The following is a 14,660-nucleotide window of genomic DNA, read 5'->3' as shown; positions in this document are numbered from 1 at the left end:
TTTGGGATGCGTATTCCCGTTCAATCGCCGGACGGGAATCATCAAACGGAGTGGGATAATGGGTCAGCTTGACCATCTTCTGGAAAAAAACCGGGCCTGGGCAGACGGTATCAAGGCCCAGGATCCGCAGTTTTTTACCCGCCTGTCGAATCAGCAGGCACCGGAATACCTGTGGATTGGTTGCGCAGACAGCCGCGTGCCCGCCAACCAGATCGTCGATCTTCTGCCGGGGGAGCTTTTTGTTCACCGGAACGTGGCCAACGTGGTTGTCCACACGGATTTTAACTGTCTGTCGGTACTGCAGTTCGCCATCGAAGTATTGAAGGTCAAACATGTCCTGGTGGTTGGCCACTATGGCTGTGGCGGCGTCAGGGCGGCATTGCTCAATGAAGGATTTGGACTGATCAGCAACTGGCTTCGACACGTTCAGGATGTCCGTGACCGGCATCAGCAAGTACTCGATGCCCTGCCGGGCGTTCAGGATCGGGTCGACCGTCTGTGCGAACTCAACGTGGTTGAGCAGGTGGGGCATGTTTGCCAGAACAGCATTGTTCAGGAAGCCTGGCGGCGGGGTCAGCCGCTCACGGTTCATGGCTTTGTCTACGATGTCTCGGATGGGGTTCTGCGGGATATGGGGTTGTCGGTAGCCTGCGAGGAAGATCGTGAGCGGGTACGGCAGAACAGCATCGATGAGCTGGTTCAGAGGCCGGTACGCTCTGGACGCCAGAAAATCATGCAGTGAAGAATGTAAAATTGCGTCAAAAATTCGTGAAGGGCGTCACTTCCTGACCCTCGGCGTCATCACAGTTGGTCACCTCCTGCTTTGCTAGAGTAGATCCTGCAGTAAGCGAGGAGTGTGACCATGAAAGAATTGATGCAAAAAGCCCTGACAGTTCTGAACCAGAGGAAAGATGCCACGGCCAGCGCGGAGTCACGGGGCCGGGGGCGGAAATCGTCTGATGCCGGTCAGGCTGAGGACTGGGGTATGTCACCGGAGGACGCCCTGAGGGTTGGAACGGTTGCCCGTTACAAGTGATTGAAGATTTGATGGTATTTCCTCTCTGAAGGCCCTCCGGTCTCCGTCTTTCAAGGGAGACGCGAGGGCTCATTCCGGTTAGCATATCCCGTCTTTGAACTACCCACTCTGGATAAGCCCATCAATGTCATTGCCCAATTCCCATGAAGTCCTGTTGCGAAACCGCCACCTTATGCAGGGGAGGCTGGCCCTTTTGGGCGTATCCGCTGGTGAGCTGCTGACGGATTTGCCCGCTGGCGGTATGGCAATGAGTGAGCATGCCGGTGTGTGTGCCTCACTCAGCGGGCGCGATGGCTGGCAGATCTGTTTTGGCTACGACGATCCTGCTCTGGCTGCCGGTACCTTTGACACACTCGTGGTTTTTCTACCCAAGGCCCGGGCGGAGCTTGATCTGCGTCTTGCCCTGGCACGCTGGCTGGCAGCACCCCGCGCTCGACTGGTGCTGGTAGGTGAGAAGAAAGAAGGCATTGCCGGGGCCGTGAAACAACTCAAGGCCGTGGCGTCGCAGGCTACCAAGACCGATAGCGCCCGGCATTGCCAGGTCTGGTGTGCGGAGAATATCGAACCTCTGCCAGAATTCTCGCTCCGGGAGTGGATGACCTGGACCGGGATTGACTGCCAGTCGGTTCATCTGGATGTTGCCGGACTGCCGGGTATTTTCAGTCTTGGTGAGCTGGACGAGGGTACCCGTTTGCTTATGGAAACGCTGGACAGAGCGCCTCTGCGGTCTGGCCCGGTTCTGGATTTTGCCTGTGGTGCGGGTGTCCTCGGTGCCTGGCTCCATCGCTGGCAAGAGCGGCAGGACCTTTCCCGGCTAACGATCGACGGGATTGATGTTCAGTCCCAGGCCGTTATCTGTGCACGGGCCACCTATGAGCGCAACGGCGTTTCCGGGCGGATCATGGCTTCGGACGGCCTTCCGGGCATCGAGGGTTCATGGCCCGTTATTCTCAGTAATCCACCCTTTCACTCTGGTGTCAGAACAGACCTGTCGATGACTGAGCGTTTTCTTCGGGAGGTAGTGCGCCATCTGGCGCCGGGTGGTGAGGTGCGCCTGGTGGCGAACAGTTTTCTGCCCTACGAGCCATTGATGAAGCGCTGTATCGGCCCGGTTGAACGATTGCGGGAGAATCAGCGTTTTTCCGTTTATCGCGCTTTTCGACGGTCCTGAAAGAAAAAAGCCCCTGGGGTGAGGGGCAAGAGGTTCGCGTCCAGAACAACGGAGCCAACCGGAAAAGGGATGTTCAGCGTGAACACCTTCCACGTTAGGGTTAATTTCTAGAATAAACAGCCTAGAATGGCGCTTTTGTGACAAAAGGCCTCCAGCATGCCCGAAATGACAACCGCCCAACTTGATTTCTCCGGAGGCTCACTGATTCTTGCCCGGCCAGGCACTGGTGATCCGACGCTGAGGGCATGGGATGCGGCGGACGAGCTTCTGCTCGAGGAAGCCATTTGCGCGGCGGCAGCCTTGGGTGAGCCCCGGGTTCTGGTGGTGGATGATCAGTTCGGGGCTCTTTCACTGGGGCTGTCAGCGCTTTCGCCGACCGTGGTGGCCGACAGTGCTGTGTTGCCCGCTGCCCTGGCACATAATGCTTCTTTGAACCCGGAAGTCACGCCACCTGAATCTGTTTTCAGCTGGATTAATGCGCCCGAGGGCCCGTTTGACCTGGTGGTATTGAGAATACCCCGCCAGGCCGACTATCTGGCCTGGTTGCTGCGCTGGCTCAATCGCGTGATGGCGGATTCGGGCGTGTTGCTGGCAGGCGGCATGATCAAGCATCTACCGGCAAGAAGCGTTGATGTGTTCGCCGAAGCTGTACGGACAGAGCAGGTGCTGCCGGCGCGAAAGAAAGCGCGGGTGATTCGATGTAACAGGGGCGCTGCGAATCTGGCGGATTGGTCAGCGACCTGGAAAGGTTACCGATTGGGCGACCGAAAAGGTGATGTGGGCATAGAGGCATTGCCGGCGGTGTTTGCCCGGGAAAAGCTGGATATCGGCACCCGCCTGATGTTGCCACATGTGGCCAAAGAGGTGTCGACGGCCAGGGCTGGCGATTCGGTGCTTGATCTGGCCTGCGGTAACGGCGTACTGGGCCTGGCTGCGCTGTCAGAGCGACGGGATCTGCAGTTGGTTTTCAGCGATGTTTCAAGCCAGGCCGTGCTCAGTGCCCGTCGTAATGTTGAAAAAGCCTTTCCGGATGCCAAAGCCGCTTTCTCCCATCGCGATGGTATTGAGTCCGATCTGGGAGCCTTTGATCTGATACTACTGAACCCGCCGTTCCACGAGGGTGGTGTGGTCGGTGATCACATCGCACTTCGGTTATTCGAGCAGGCGTCGCAACACCTGAGGCCGGGCGGTCGCCTGCTCCTGGTAGGAAATCGACACCTTGGCTATCACCGAAGCCTGCGCCGGTACTTTTCGTCAGTGGAGCAGCTGGACGCCAGCCCCAAGTTCGTGGTGTTTCGGGCTGGCAACCGCTGAATAACCTGTCAGATTACAATGTTGGCGCCGGGCGGTCATACCCGAGCCGGGCCAGGGTATCCACGATGGTCTGGGTCTGGCTGTCTATTTCAATATTCACCCGCTGGCCCTCTTCACAGGACCCAAAGGTTGTGGCCCGTAGCGTCTCCGGGATCAGATGGATGTTGAACCGGTTGCCCCGTACCTCGCCAATAGTCAGGCTGGCGCCATTGATGGCGATGTAGCCTTTCGGGAAGATGTAGCGGGCCCATTCCTCGGGCACCTCAAACCATAGCGTGACGTTGTTTTCCGTGCGCCGTATTTCGACAATGCTGGCCGCCGTGTGTATGTGGCCAGAAAGCAGGTGGCCACCAATTTCATCCCCAATCCGGGCGGCGCGCTCGAAATTCACCTGGTCCCCGGTAGTCAGCTCCCCCAGCGTGGTAAGTCTCAGGGTTTCCTGCATGGCATCGAAATAAAGCACGCTGTCTTCCTGGCGTGTGACGGTCAGGCAGGTTCCGTTGATTGCCACCGAGGCGCCGATGGAAACGCCATCTGCCTTTTCTGCGGGGAGGCGAATGGCAAAAGTGCTGAGCCCGGGCTCTGCAGTGACGTCTTCGATGGTTGCAATGCCCTGGACAATGCCTGTGAACATAAGCCTGACCTCATTCAATGTGGTATGGGGCGCCTTTCCGGCAAGTGCGCCAAGGATAGCGAGCGGGCTGACTGATGCCAAGGCCCGACTGATGTCGGTATACCGGGGTAAACATTCAAGTATCCTGCATCATGGTCGATACCCTTCATAACCCCTGAATGCGGACAATCTGCCATGGCTGAAAATCAGAGTAAGGCTGCCACCCGGGCAAACAGTCCGGCGCAGGCTCCCGTGCTGCGCCCTGGTCGGGCCGCCGATCCTGTGCCCGCACCCGTGGAGGCGGGAAGCCAGCCTTCTGCGCCGGCTGCAGGTGCGGACGCCGCAAAAGGCGCGGAAACGCTGCCCGTTGATCAGGCGCCGGATACCGCAACCGGGTCCGAAGAAGCCTCGGGCGGTGATCAGCATCGGGACGCTGGTAGCAGCAAGCCCGAGAGGATTCTGGCGGAATCCCGGCAACGCAAACTCCGGTTGATGCTTCGTCAATGCGACCGGGTGCTGCTGATGGACTTTGAGCTGCTGGCGATGAATGGTTGGCCGGACAACTTTACGATGGCCGAGGCGCGTCGGGGCCGAGACCTCTGGTTATTCAGTGCCTTGATTGCGGCAGCCATCTTTCTGAGTGGGCTGACCGGGTTTGTGCCAGCCTGGATTGCCGGCGGCGGTTTCGGTGCGTTTGTGATCATCCTGCTGCTCGGGATTCCGGCGGTGCGCAGAATCTACACAACAAAACCTTCCTATCTTGATCTGCTTATGACCCGGCAGCGGATGCTCCGTGAGGCAAGGCAGCACGTTGCCCACCTGGAGGGATCTGATGGCCTTATCTGGCAATGTGCCAGGATGTTGGATTTTAACCCTGCGCTGAAGAACACGCGTTTTGGCCACCTGTTGCGGTTGTCGGAGAACCGGGTCCTTGCACGCCAGTTGACTCGCCGGGAGCACGTGCGCCTTTACCTGATTTACCTGCTGGAGGCAGAGAAGGCGTACAGCCGCGTTCAGAAAGCCTTTTTCGAGGGTAATCAGGAAGCGATTGATCAGGGGTGGGAAGAAGTCGCCGCAGAGCCTGAGCCGAGAACTTGACACAGATGCGCTTCAAACGTATGTTTCAAACAGACGTTTGCTAGAGGCATTGATAACAAAATGGCGCAGTCTGATACCGTTGACAGGATTCTCGATGCAGCCGAAGAGCTGTTCGCCGACCGGGGTTTTTCGGAAACCTCGCTCCGAATGATTACCAGTAAGGCTAAAGTAAATCTGGCCGCTGTCAATTACCACTTTGGTTCAAAGAACGCACTGATTCATGCGGTGTTTGCGCGCTTTCTGACACCGTTTTCCGCCACACTGGAAAACGCGTTCGATGAGCTGGAAGAGCGGTGCAGCGGTAAGCCTCCAACCTTGAATCAGACGCTCTGGGCGCTTACCGAGAGTGCGGTGCGCATGCCCCAGCGTAACGAAAAGGGTATCTCGATCTTCATGCGCCTGCTTGGGCTTGCCTATACCCAGTCACAGGGCCATCTCCGCAAGTTCCTTGAGCAAGAGTACAGCGAGCCCTTCAGCCGGTTCATGCGCCTGCTCAAGGAAGCGACGCCTCAGCTTTCCTCGGTGGATCGCTACTGGCGTATCCAGTTCATGCTGGGGGCAACGGCGTTCACCATGTCCAGCAGCGATGCGCTTCGCGATATTCTTCAGAACAAGCTGGGCGTGGAAACCACCGTCCAGGAAATTGCTGCCCGCCTGGTGCCTTTCCTGGCAGCCGGCATGCAGGCCGAAGACGCCATGCTGATCCCGCCAGCTGGCAGCAAGGTCTCGGTTGCCTGAATTCCTCTCTCTCGGTTAGGCTTCCCTCTGAACCTCCAAGGGAGCCTGGCCGGTTTTGACGCACCCCGCATCTGTTCGAATCGATATTGACCTGACCCTTCAGCGCCTGCAGCTGAAAAGCGAAGGCGGAGAGATTGTTGCCACCTATCCGGTTTCCACCGGCCTGAACGGGCCGGGAGAGAGCGATGGCAGCGGATGCACTCCGCGTGGTGAGCACTATGTCCGGGCCAGTATTGGCGCCGGTCTTCCTGTTGGGACAGTATTCCGTGCCCGGCGCCCCACCGGCGAAACCTACAGCGTGGATCTCGCCCGGCTTCATCCCGAACGCGACTGGATACTGAGCCGGATTCTCTGGCTATGCGGTCGCGAGTGGGGCAAAAACAGGGGCCCGGGTGTCGATACTTTCCGCCGCTTCATATACATTCACGGCACACCGGACAGCGAGCCCATGGGCGTGCCGTTGTCCCATGGCTGCGTGCGGATGCGCAACGCAGACATTATTGATCTGTTTGATCGCGTCAGGCCGGGAACGGCCGTTTCCATTCGATAAAACTGTCTAGACCAGAGGAATCCGATGATCGGGGATGTTATGGCCATGGTGAATGGCTGGATCGAGAATTTCGGGCTGCTGTCTGAAGCCTGGCGCGTTGGAATTGTTGTCTTTGCGCTGGTTTTTGGAACGGCCACGGTCGCCTACATTGCCAGCCACATAATCGCGGCTCTTGAACGCAAATTCAGCCAGACCAAAAACCTGTTCGACGATGCCTTGCTGCATGCGGCTCGAAAGCCGGTGGTCGCGTTTGTCTGGCTGCAGGGGGTCTATTGGGCTGCCGAAGTGGCTCACAAATACTCGGAAGCGGAGATCTTCAAGGCCAATGAGTCGGTGCTGCAGATTGGTTTCATCTTCGTACTGGTCTGGGCGGTTCTGCGGTTGATCAAAGAAGCGGAGGGGATTCTCGTATCTCCTCTGAAAATGAAACAGCCCATGGACTACACCACCGTCAACGCGGTGAGCAAACTGTCCCGGGCCGTTGTCCTCATTACGGCCGTGCTCATTGCCATGCAGTCCATGGGCTACAGCATTTCGGGGGTACTGGCCTTCGGCGGCGTGGGCGGTATTGCGGTTGGTTTTGCCGCCAAGGACCTGCTGGCGAACTTTTTCGGCGGTTTTATCATCCACCTGGATCGACCCTTCAAGGTCGGGGACTGGGTGCGATCGCCCGATCGGAACATCGAGGGTACGGTTGAGCATATCGGCTGGCGTCTGACGACCATCCGTACCTTCGACAAGCGTCCTCTTTACGTGCCGAATGCCGCGTTTACCACCATTGCGGTTGAGAACCCCTCGCGCATGAGCAATCGTCGGATCTACGAGACCATTGGCATCCGCTATGCGGATGTCGCACAGATGGCAACGATCGTGGACGATATCAGAGCCATGCTTCAGCAGCATGAGGATATCGAGAGCGATGAGACACTGATTGTGAATTTCCTGGCCTTCAATGCCTCGTCACTGGACATCATGGTGTATTGCTTTACCAAGACAACCCAGTGGGTTCCTTTCCACGAGGTGAAACAGGATGTGCTGCTGAAGATCAGCGATATTATTGAAGGCTACGGAGCTGAGGTCGCCTTCCCGACCCGGACTCTGCACTTGCCCGAGGGGGTTCGGCTGTCCGGATCGCAATCCGACGACTCGGCAGATAAGCGTGGGGAAGCCTCCTCCGGGAAAAGTGCGCAGAAATCGCAGAATCGCCAGACCACCGGAGATGTAGAAGATTCAGGAGAGTCAGAATGACGTCACCGGAGAAAATGCACCCTGTCGGGATTATCGGGGGTACAGGCCTGACCTCATTGTCTGGCCTGGAAATCACCGGCGAGAATAAAGCCGGAACGCCATGGGGCATGCCTTCCGCGCCATTGGTAGAGGGGCGCTTGGGTGATCAGCCGGTGATGTTCCTGTCGCGCCATGGTAACCCACACCGTATTCCACCCCATCAGGTGAATTACCGGGCGAACCTCAAGGCCCTTTACGATGCCGGTGTGCGAACGGTCGTTGGTGTCAACGCCGTGGGCGGTATTCATGCAGATATGGGACCTGCCCATGTGGTTATTCCCGACCAGATTATTGACTACACCTGGGGGCGTGCCAGCACCTTTTTCGAGGGCAGTCTGGACTCGGTGACCCACATTGATTTCACCTGGCCCTACGACGAGAGCGCGCGGCAGATCCTGATTGATGCCGCCGGAGCAGAAAACGTGCCGTTTTCCGGTTTCGGAGTGTATGGCGCAACCCAGGGCCCGAGGCTGGAAACCGCGGCTGAAATCATCCGGATGGAGCGGGACGGCTGCGACCTGGTAGGAATGACCGGTATGCCGGAAGCCGCGCTGGCGGCGGAACTTGGAATGCGTTACGTCTGTCTGGGTTTGGTGGTGAACTGGGCGGCTGGAAAATCCGACCATATCATCACCATGGAAGAAATTGAGGCGGCCATCGAGCAGGGAATGTCCGGGGTCAAGCGGATCCTCGAAGTCTCGATGGCTGGCCTTGGGGTGCTTACTCCGTTGCCTCAATCTTCTTGAAAAATACCAGCACGCCGATCGTGGGGGAATCGAGGAAGTGGATTTCCTCACTGCGCATCCGGCGGGTTTCCCGAATCCAGGTCAACAATTCTAGGGGCGCGGGTTCAGCCAGAACCGGTAGTTGCTGACCGGCTGCTTCTCCGGTTGCTGCTGACATTGGGGCGGAGTCACTCGCTCCGGATGCGTCCGGGGCGGGGGGTGTTTCTTCAGAGAGCTCGGTCGCAGCCTCTATTGGCAGCTCCGATGGCTCTTCTGCCAGTTGCCAGTGGTTCAGATGCACATTGACGTGCAAATAGCGTTGCCGGTCGATGGTGATGTGTCCCTCCACCTCCCGGGTGCGAGCCTCGTTTAGCCAGTCACCTGCTTCAACCCGCAAGGGTGTCCCCTCGTAATCCGGTGGAAACGCCTCGTACCAACCGGCAGCCACAAGCACACGGTAACGGCCACTGCGTTCGAGTCTGGCGGCGGCACTGGCAAGATGGAGATCCTTTTGGGGCGCCAATTCCAGTGTGGTTTCCGTGGTGCCATCCTCCAGCGATGACCAGAGAACCTCTTCGGTCTCAAGGGGCGGCTCTACCGAGCGATCAGACATCCGCTCGTTCACAGCTTCCGGCTCTACGATCCGCTCAAGAATGACAAACTCCGCCCGGTAGTAGTCATCCGGAACCGGCGTGCCGGGCTCAAGAGGCAAGGTTGCCCTTTCAGGCTGCTGTGCGGCGCCTGTTAGAGAAAAGCTCAGAAGCAGAGCTGCCAGGATGGCCCGGGTCGGGTATCGGCACCAGCGAATTCCATCAATTTGCAAGGGTCGTACTCCACTTGTTGGTCGGCCGTTCATGAGCCGGACGCGTCATTTTTTGCTGGCTCCAGCTCGCCAAGCATCCGGGAAATGCCGTCGAGTTTACCACCGGTTGTGGCATCCTTCAGCCGAAAACGGAAGCTGTTGGCACCTTCGAGCCGGTACTGGTCAGGTGCGGATTGCACTTTTTTAACCAGAACCAGCGGATCCACCGGTGTCGAGCTGCCAAACTCGAGCCGCGCCCACTCCTTGCCGGCATCGACTTTCACGATGCCCAGGGCTTCTGCACGCAATCGAAGCTCGGTCTGGCGGATCAGGTTTTTGGCCGGATCCGGTAACAATCCGAGCCGATCGATCATTTCAACCTGAAGTTCTTTTAATGCTTCCGGGCTGTCCACGCTGGCAATCCGTTTGTAGAGCATCAGGCGGTTATGGACATCCGGCAGATAATCCTCGGGGATCAGAGCCGGGATTCTCAGGTTCATTTCGGTGCCGTGGCTAAGGGGCAGGTCGGCGTTCGGGGTTCGGCCCTCGCGAATGGCCTTGACGGCCTCGTCCAGCAGCTGCATGTAAAGGGTAAAGCCGATACTTTCGATCTGCCCGCTCTGTTCTTCCCCCAATAACTCCCCGGCACCGCGGATTTCGAGGTCGTGAGTGGCCAGCATGAAGCCGGCACCCAGGTCCTGCGCCTCCGAAATCGCATCCAGACGCTTTTTGGCGTCCGCCGTGATGGATTTCGGCGGTGGCGTGAGCAGGTAGGCGTAGGCCTGGTGGTGCGAACGGCCGACCCGGCCCCGAAGCTGATGTAATTGCGCCAGGCCGAACTTGTCTGCCCGCTCGATAATAATGGTGTTGGCGCTGGGAACGTCGATGCCGGTTTCAATGATCGTTGTGCACACCAGCACGTTGAAGCGTTTGTGGTAGAAGTCGGACATGATCTTTTCCAGATCACGCTCTCTCATCTGCCCGTGGGCGACGCCCACCCGCGCTTCCGGAATCAGCGAACGTAAATCCTCTGCCGTCTTCTCGATGGTGGCCACGTCGTTGTGGAGGAAGTAGACCTGACCGCCCCGGAGAATCTCCCGCAGTATGGCTTCCTTGACCATGGCGTTGTCTTTCTGGCGCACAAAAGTTTTCACCGAGAGCCGCCGGGCCGGAGGAGTGGCGATAATCGAGAGATCCCGCAGATGCCCCATGGCCATGTTCAGCGTCCGCGGAATCGGGGTGGCGGTCAGGTTGAGCATGTCCACTTCGGCCCGCAGTGCTTTCAGTCTTTCCTTCTGCTGAACGCCAAAGCGATGCTCTTCGTCGATGATAACCAGGCCAAGATTCTTGAACTTGATGTCGCCCTGCAGCAGTTTGTGGGTGCCGATGACGATGTCGGCCCGGCCTTTCTCCACCGCTTCCAACGCCTTGCTGGTCTGGCCAGCCGTGCGGAACCGGCTGAGCAGCTCGACTTGCACAGGGGTATCCGAGAAACGGTCCCGGAAGGATTCATAATGCTGCTGGGCGAGCAGGGTAGTGGGGACCAGAACCGCCACCTGTTTGCCCGACCAAGTAGCCAGGAACGCCGCGCGCATGGCAACCTCGGTTTTTCCGAAACCGACATCGCCACACACCAGGCGATCCATGGGCTGCTCGCTGGTCATGTCCTCGAACACCGACTGGATAGCAACCTGCTGGTCTGGTGTCTCTTCGAACGGAAAGCCGGCAGCAAAGGCGCGATAGGCTTCCTTGGGATCCTCGAAGCTGAAGCCTTTGCGCGCCTCCCGGCGGGCGTACACATCCAGCAGCTCGGCGGCAGTATCCCGGATCTTCTCAAGGGCTTTCTGTTTCGCCGTGCTCCAGCGGTCCGTCCCGAGTTTGTGCAGCGGCGCGTGTTCGGTGTCATTGCCGGCATAGCGGGAAATCAGGTGCAGGCTGGAGACCGGGACGTACAGCTTTGAGCCTCCGGCGTACTCAAGCATCAGGAATTCGCTCGCTTCGCCCTCTACGGTGATGGTCTCCAGGCCCAGGTAACGGCCAACACCGTGGTCGATATGAACCACCGGCGCACCCATCCGCAATTCCGACAGATCCCGGAAGCCGGCATCGTCCGTTTCCGTAGGTTTCTCGCGGCGCCGCCGCTGCAGTACCCGCTCGCCGAACAGGGCGGTCTCGGTGATCAGGGCAACGGAATGCTCGGGCAGCACCAGGCCTTGCTCCATCGGGGCAATGGTGATGGCCACGGGGCTTTCCTTATCGTCGAGAAAAGCCTGCCAGCCCGACAGGGTTTTCAATTCAACACCCTGTTCGCCAAGATTCTCCATCAGCGCCTCGCGCCGACCGGACGATTCGGCGCATATCAGCACGTGGCCGTCGAACTCTCCCAGAAACCGCTTGAGGCGACCGGCAGGGTCTGCGGCTCGACCGTCCATGGCGATATCCGGCAAGGTTGTCGTGGGGCAGTTAACCGATCCCGCGGCATCCTTTGTCTCCGCGGAGACGGTTACCCTCGGGAAGGCCTTAAGTTGTCCGAACAGCTCTTCCTGCTGCAGGAAGAGGAGCTTGGGCGGCAGAATCGGCCGCAGGCGATCGTGACGACGATCTTCGTACCGGTTGCGGGTTTCACTGTCAAAGTGGCTGACCGCATCGTTCAGTCCGTCCGCAGTAAAAACGTGAGTGGCGCCTGGCAGATAGTCAAACAGGGTTGCCGTCTCGTCGAAGAACAGCGGCAGGTAGTACTCAATGCCCGGCGGGGTAATGCCGTGAGTCACGTCCTGATAGATGGGGGTGTCTTTGTCGGCATCCGGGAACTGCTCGAACCAGCGGCTGCGGAATCCGGATCGCGCCTCTTTGTGCCAGGGGAATTCAAAGGCGGGCAGCAGTTCGATGCGTTCGATCCGGTCGATTGAGCGCTGAGTCTCGGGGTCGAAAGTCCGGAGCGTTTCGATCTCATCATCGAACAGGTCAATCCGGTAGGGCTGGCTGGCGCCCATGGGGAAAATGTCCAGTATGGCGCCCCGGACCGCGTATTCGCCATGCTCGTAGACGTTCTCGGCATGCCGGTAGCCTGCCGCCTCAAGCTGCATTCGCCAGCTCTCGATATCCAGGGACTGTCCCACTTCCAGAAGCAGGGTGTTGCCCTGGAGGTAATTTACTGGCGGCAGCCTGTGCATCAGCGTACGTGCAGGAACCACCAGAACCCCGTGGCTGGTTGCGGGCAGGCGGTGCAGGGTCCGGATTCGCCGGGAAATAATGTCCTGGTGGGGCGAAAACAGATCGTAGGGCAGGGTTTCCCAGTCGGGCAGCGACAGCAGTTCCAGCCCGTCGTCGCTGACCGCCGGGCCGTCTTCTTCCGGGGGTAGCCCCAGGAAGAAGCGCATGGCCTGCTCAAGCCGGATGGCATCGGCGGTGCTGCGGGTAATGACCAGGGTCAGACCCTTGTGCGCGCGCGCACTTTCGCAGATGGCCAGCGCCTCACTGCTGCCGTGCAGTTGACCCCATGTTCGGTGATCGGCCGGCCGAGACGGAAATTCGGGCGCAATCAGGGGGAGGGGTGACGGGCGTGTGCTGGCACCTTGGCTCATGGGCGGTCAGGTTCTCCTGCTGTGGATGTCCGGGAGCGGTGAGGCGCGTATTCTAACGCTCGCGCCCCTCACTGTCATGGCGCCGGCGCCATGGTCGGCGTTTGCGTTATTAGCCGGCGCGACCTATACGAAGGTCATGCCCCGCCGTATTTGCGGTCGACCGGATTAAATTGGATAATGTGCGCCCCAATTTCCAAGTGCCAATTGCAGAGGTCCAAGCGTGAGTCACGAACAGATCAATCAGCACCTGTCCAACTGGACAGAAAGAGAATCCACCGCGGAAGCCATGATTCCGCTGATCGGCCGCCTCTACCGCAAAAACAATGTGGTTACTTCTGTATACGGCCGCGCCATCATCAACCAGTCGGTTATCGACATCATCCGCGCCCATCGTTTTGTGCGCCAGGTTGAAGACAGCGAGCTTTCTGTTCACGACACCCTGCCGATCCTGCAGGCCATGGACAAGCTTGATCTTGGTCGCGCCCACGTGGATATCGGCAAGCTTGCAGTCAAGTTCAAGGACGAGGGCGGTGATCTTACCGAATTTCTGAAGCGTGAAATCGGTCCTGTTGTAGGGCAGTACGCCGCTCAGTCCGAGGAAGATGCCCACAACGACACCAAAGACGTTGTTCTGTATGGTTTCGGCCGTATCGGGCGTCTGCTGGCGCGCATTCTGATTGAGAAAGCGGGTGGCGGTAATAATCTGCGCCTGCGTGCCATCGTCGTTCGCCAGGGTGGAGCGGAAAACGATCTCGAGAAGCGTGCCAGCCTGCTGCGCCGTGACTCTGTGCATGGCCCGTTCGATGGCACCATCACGGTTGATGAAAAAGAATCGGCCCTGATCGCCAACGGCAACTACATCAAGGTCATCTATTCCGATGGTCCGGATAAGGTGGACTACACCGAGTACGGCATCAACAACGCCATCGTGATCGATAACACCGGTAAGTGGCGTGACGAGGCGGGGCTTGGCCTGCACCTCAAATCGAAGGGTGTCAGCCGCGTGATCCTGACCGCTCCGGGCAAGGGTGATATCAAGAACATTGTTTATGGCATCAATAACGACTGGATCACCGACGACGACAAGATCCTGTCGGCAGCGTCCTGTACCACCAATGCCATCACGCCGGTGCTCAAGGCAATTGAGGACGAGTACGGTATCGAAGACGGCCATGTTGAGACCGTTCACTCGTACACCAACGACCAGAACCTGATCGACAACTACCACAAGGGTAGCCGTCGCGGACGGAGTGCCGCCCTGAACATGGTAATTACCGAGACAGGCGCAGCAAAAGCCGTTGCCAAGGCGCTGCCGGTGCTCAAAGGCAAGCTGACCGGCAATGCCATTCGCGTACCGACGCCGAACGTTTCCATGGCGATCCTGAATCTCAACCTCAAGAAAGACGTTGATGTAGAAGGGGTAAACGACTATCTGCGCGACATGGCGCTGCATTCAGAACTTCAGAAGCAGATTGACTTTGTCAATTCGCCGGAAGTGGTCTCCACCGACTTTGTTGGTTCCCGTCACGCTGGCATCGTTGACGCCCAGGCAACTATCGCCAGTGGCAAGCGTCTGATCCTGTATGTCTGGTACGACAACGAGTTTGGCTACAGTGCCCAGGTGGTGCGAGTGGTCAACCAGATGGCAGGCGTAAATTACCCGATCTTCCCCAAACGTGCGAGAGACTGAGCGGAACGCACCTGATTGGTGAGGTAAAGGTCATCAAAAACCCCGGCAGCAA

General features: G+C 58.5%; 13 protein-coding genes. 10 read left to right on the top strand and 3 right to left on the bottom strand.

All coding sequences use genetic code 11. The annotated features are described in order from the left end of the window. Nucleotides 1-58: 58 nt before the first annotated feature. The 4 genes from can to EDB94_RS03205 all read left to right on the top strand — a co-directional run bounded on the left by can (nt 59) and on the right by EDB94_RS03205 (nt 3,521). Complete coding sequence (can, locus tag EDB94_RS03215; protein WP_008173125.1) at nt 59-742, top strand: carbonate dehydratase; 684 nt, start codon at nt 59-61, stop codon at nt 740-742. A 120-nt stretch (nt 743-862) separates the two neighbouring features. Next, nucleotides 863-1,036, top strand: a complete 174-nt coding sequence (locus tag EDB94_RS20675) for a hypothetical protein (protein ID WP_008173126.1) — start codon at nt 863-865, stop codon at nt 1,034-1,036. A 124-nt stretch (nt 1,037-1,160) separates the two neighbouring features. Beyond that, complete coding sequence (locus tag EDB94_RS03210) at nt 1,161-2,207, top strand: class I SAM-dependent methyltransferase (protein WP_108017434.1); 1,047 nt, start codon at nt 1,161-1,163, stop codon at nt 2,205-2,207. A 165-nt stretch (nt 2,208-2,372) separates the two neighbouring features. Beyond that, on the top strand, nt 2,373-3,521 hold the full coding sequence (locus tag EDB94_RS03205) for a class I SAM-dependent methyltransferase (protein WP_108017921.1): 1,149 nt from the start codon (nt 2,373-2,375) through the stop codon (nt 3,519-3,521). 13 nt (nt 3,522-3,534) lie between these two features. On the opposite strand, the gene EDB94_RS03200 is transcribed toward EDB94_RS03205, so the two are convergent. Next, complete coding sequence (locus EDB94_RS03200) at nt 3,535-4,155, bottom strand: riboflavin synthase subunit alpha (RefSeq protein WP_088556918.1); 621 nt, start codon at nt 4,153-4,155, stop codon at nt 3,535-3,537. Nucleotides 4,156-4,329: 174 nt separating this feature from the next. Between EDB94_RS03200 and EDB94_RS03195 the strand changes: the two genes are divergently transcribed. The 5 genes from EDB94_RS03195 to EDB94_RS03175 are packed head-to-tail and all read left to right on the top strand — an operon-like array spanning nt 4,330 to nt 8,553. Next, nucleotides 4,330-5,232: a hypothetical protein gene (locus EDB94_RS03195; RefSeq protein ID WP_108017433.1), complete on the top strand. Its 903-nt coding sequence runs from the start codon at nt 4,330-4,332 to the stop codon at nt 5,230-5,232. A 60-nt stretch (nt 5,233-5,292) separates the two neighbouring features. Further along, on the top strand, nt 5,293-5,970 hold the full coding sequence (locus EDB94_RS03190; RefSeq protein WP_008173132.1) for a TetR/AcrR family transcriptional regulator: 678 nt from the start codon (nt 5,293-5,295) through the stop codon (nt 5,968-5,970). A gap of 55 nt (nt 5,971-6,025) precedes the next feature. Then, entirely contained in the window at nt 6,026-6,520 is a 495-nt protein-coding gene (locus EDB94_RS03185) for a L,D-transpeptidase (RefSeq protein ID WP_062782327.1), read from the top strand. 24 nt (nt 6,521-6,544) lie between these two features. Beyond that, nucleotides 6,545-7,768, top strand: coding sequence for a mechanosensitive ion channel family protein (locus EDB94_RS03180; protein WP_014577578.1), 1,224 nt, complete (start codon nt 6,545-6,547; stop codon nt 7,766-7,768). Continuing rightward, nucleotides 7,765-8,553 (top strand): S-methyl-5'-thioinosine phosphorylase, encoded by a 789-nt coding sequence (locus tag EDB94_RS03175; RefSeq protein ID WP_108017432.1) that lies wholly within the window; start codon nt 7,765-7,767, stop codon nt 8,551-8,553. The genes EDB94_RS03180 and EDB94_RS03175 overlap by 4 nt, the downstream gene beginning before the upstream one ends. Here the strand turns inward: EDB94_RS03175 and EDB94_RS03170 are convergent. Further along, complete coding sequence (locus EDB94_RS03170; protein WP_108017431.1) at nt 8,528-9,355, bottom strand: CsiV family protein; 828 nt, start codon at nt 9,353-9,355, stop codon at nt 8,528-8,530. The two genes, EDB94_RS03175 and EDB94_RS03170, sit on opposite strands and share 26 nt — an antisense overlap. A 29-nt stretch (nt 9,356-9,384) precedes the next feature. Continuing rightward, nucleotides 9,385-12,918: a transcription-repair coupling factor gene (mfd, locus tag EDB94_RS03165; RefSeq protein WP_108017430.1), complete on the bottom strand. Its 3,534-nt coding sequence runs from the start codon at nt 12,916-12,918 to the stop codon at nt 9,385-9,387. A 220-nt stretch (nt 12,919-13,138) separates the two neighbouring features. Between mfd and EDB94_RS03160 the strand changes: the two genes are divergently transcribed. Continuing rightward, on the top strand, nt 13,139-14,608 hold the full coding sequence (locus EDB94_RS03160) for a glyceraldehyde-3-phosphate dehydrogenase (RefSeq protein WP_014577573.1): 1,470 nt from the start codon (nt 13,139-13,141) through the stop codon (nt 14,606-14,608). The last annotated feature ends 52 nt before the right edge of the window (nt 14,609-14,660 follow it).

It is taken from the genome of Marinobacter sp. 3-2, assembly GCF_003751355.1.
Taxonomy (GTDB): domain Bacteria; phylum Pseudomonadota; class Gammaproteobacteria; order Pseudomonadales; family Oleiphilaceae; genus Marinobacter; species Marinobacter adhaerens.
Note: the sequence above shows the minus strand (reverse complement) of the source record. Positions and strands in the feature narration are given on the sequence as shown.

Excerpts from the sequence above, each read along its gene's own strand:
- EDB94_RS03200 (WP_088556918.1), bottom strand. The coding sequence starts at position 4,155 with ATGTTCACAGGCATTGTCCAGGGCATTGCAACCATCGAAGACGTCACT.
- can (WP_008173125.1), top strand. The coding sequence starts at position 59 with ATGGGTCAGCTTGACCATCTTCTGGAAAAAAACCGGGCCTGGGCAGAC.
- EDB94_RS03205 (WP_108017921.1), top strand. The coding sequence starts at position 2,373 with ATGACAACCGCCCAACTTGATTTCTCCGGAGGCTCACTGATTCTTGCC.
- EDB94_RS03210 (WP_108017434.1), top strand. The coding sequence starts at position 1,161 with ATGTCATTGCCCAATTCCCATGAAGTCCTGTTGCGAAACCGCCACCTT.
- mfd (WP_108017430.1), bottom strand. The coding sequence starts at position 12,918 with ATGAGCCAAGGTGCCAGCACACGCCCGTCACCCCTCCCCCTGATTGCG.
- EDB94_RS03175 (WP_108017432.1), top strand. The coding sequence starts at position 7,765 with ATGACGTCACCGGAGAAAATGCACCCTGTCGGGATTATCGGGGGTACA.
- EDB94_RS03180 (WP_014577578.1), top strand. The coding sequence starts at position 6,545 with ATGATCGGGGATGTTATGGCCATGGTGAATGGCTGGATCGAGAATTTC.
- EDB94_RS20675 (WP_008173126.1), top strand. The coding sequence starts at position 863 with ATGAAAGAATTGATGCAAAAAGCCCTGACAGTTCTGAACCAGAGGAAA.
- EDB94_RS03190 (WP_008173132.1), top strand. The coding sequence starts at position 5,293 with ATGGCGCAGTCTGATACCGTTGACAGGATTCTCGATGCAGCCGAAGAG.
- EDB94_RS03195 (WP_108017433.1), top strand. The coding sequence starts at position 4,330 with ATGGCTGAAAATCAGAGTAAGGCTGCCACCCGGGCAAACAGTCCGGCG.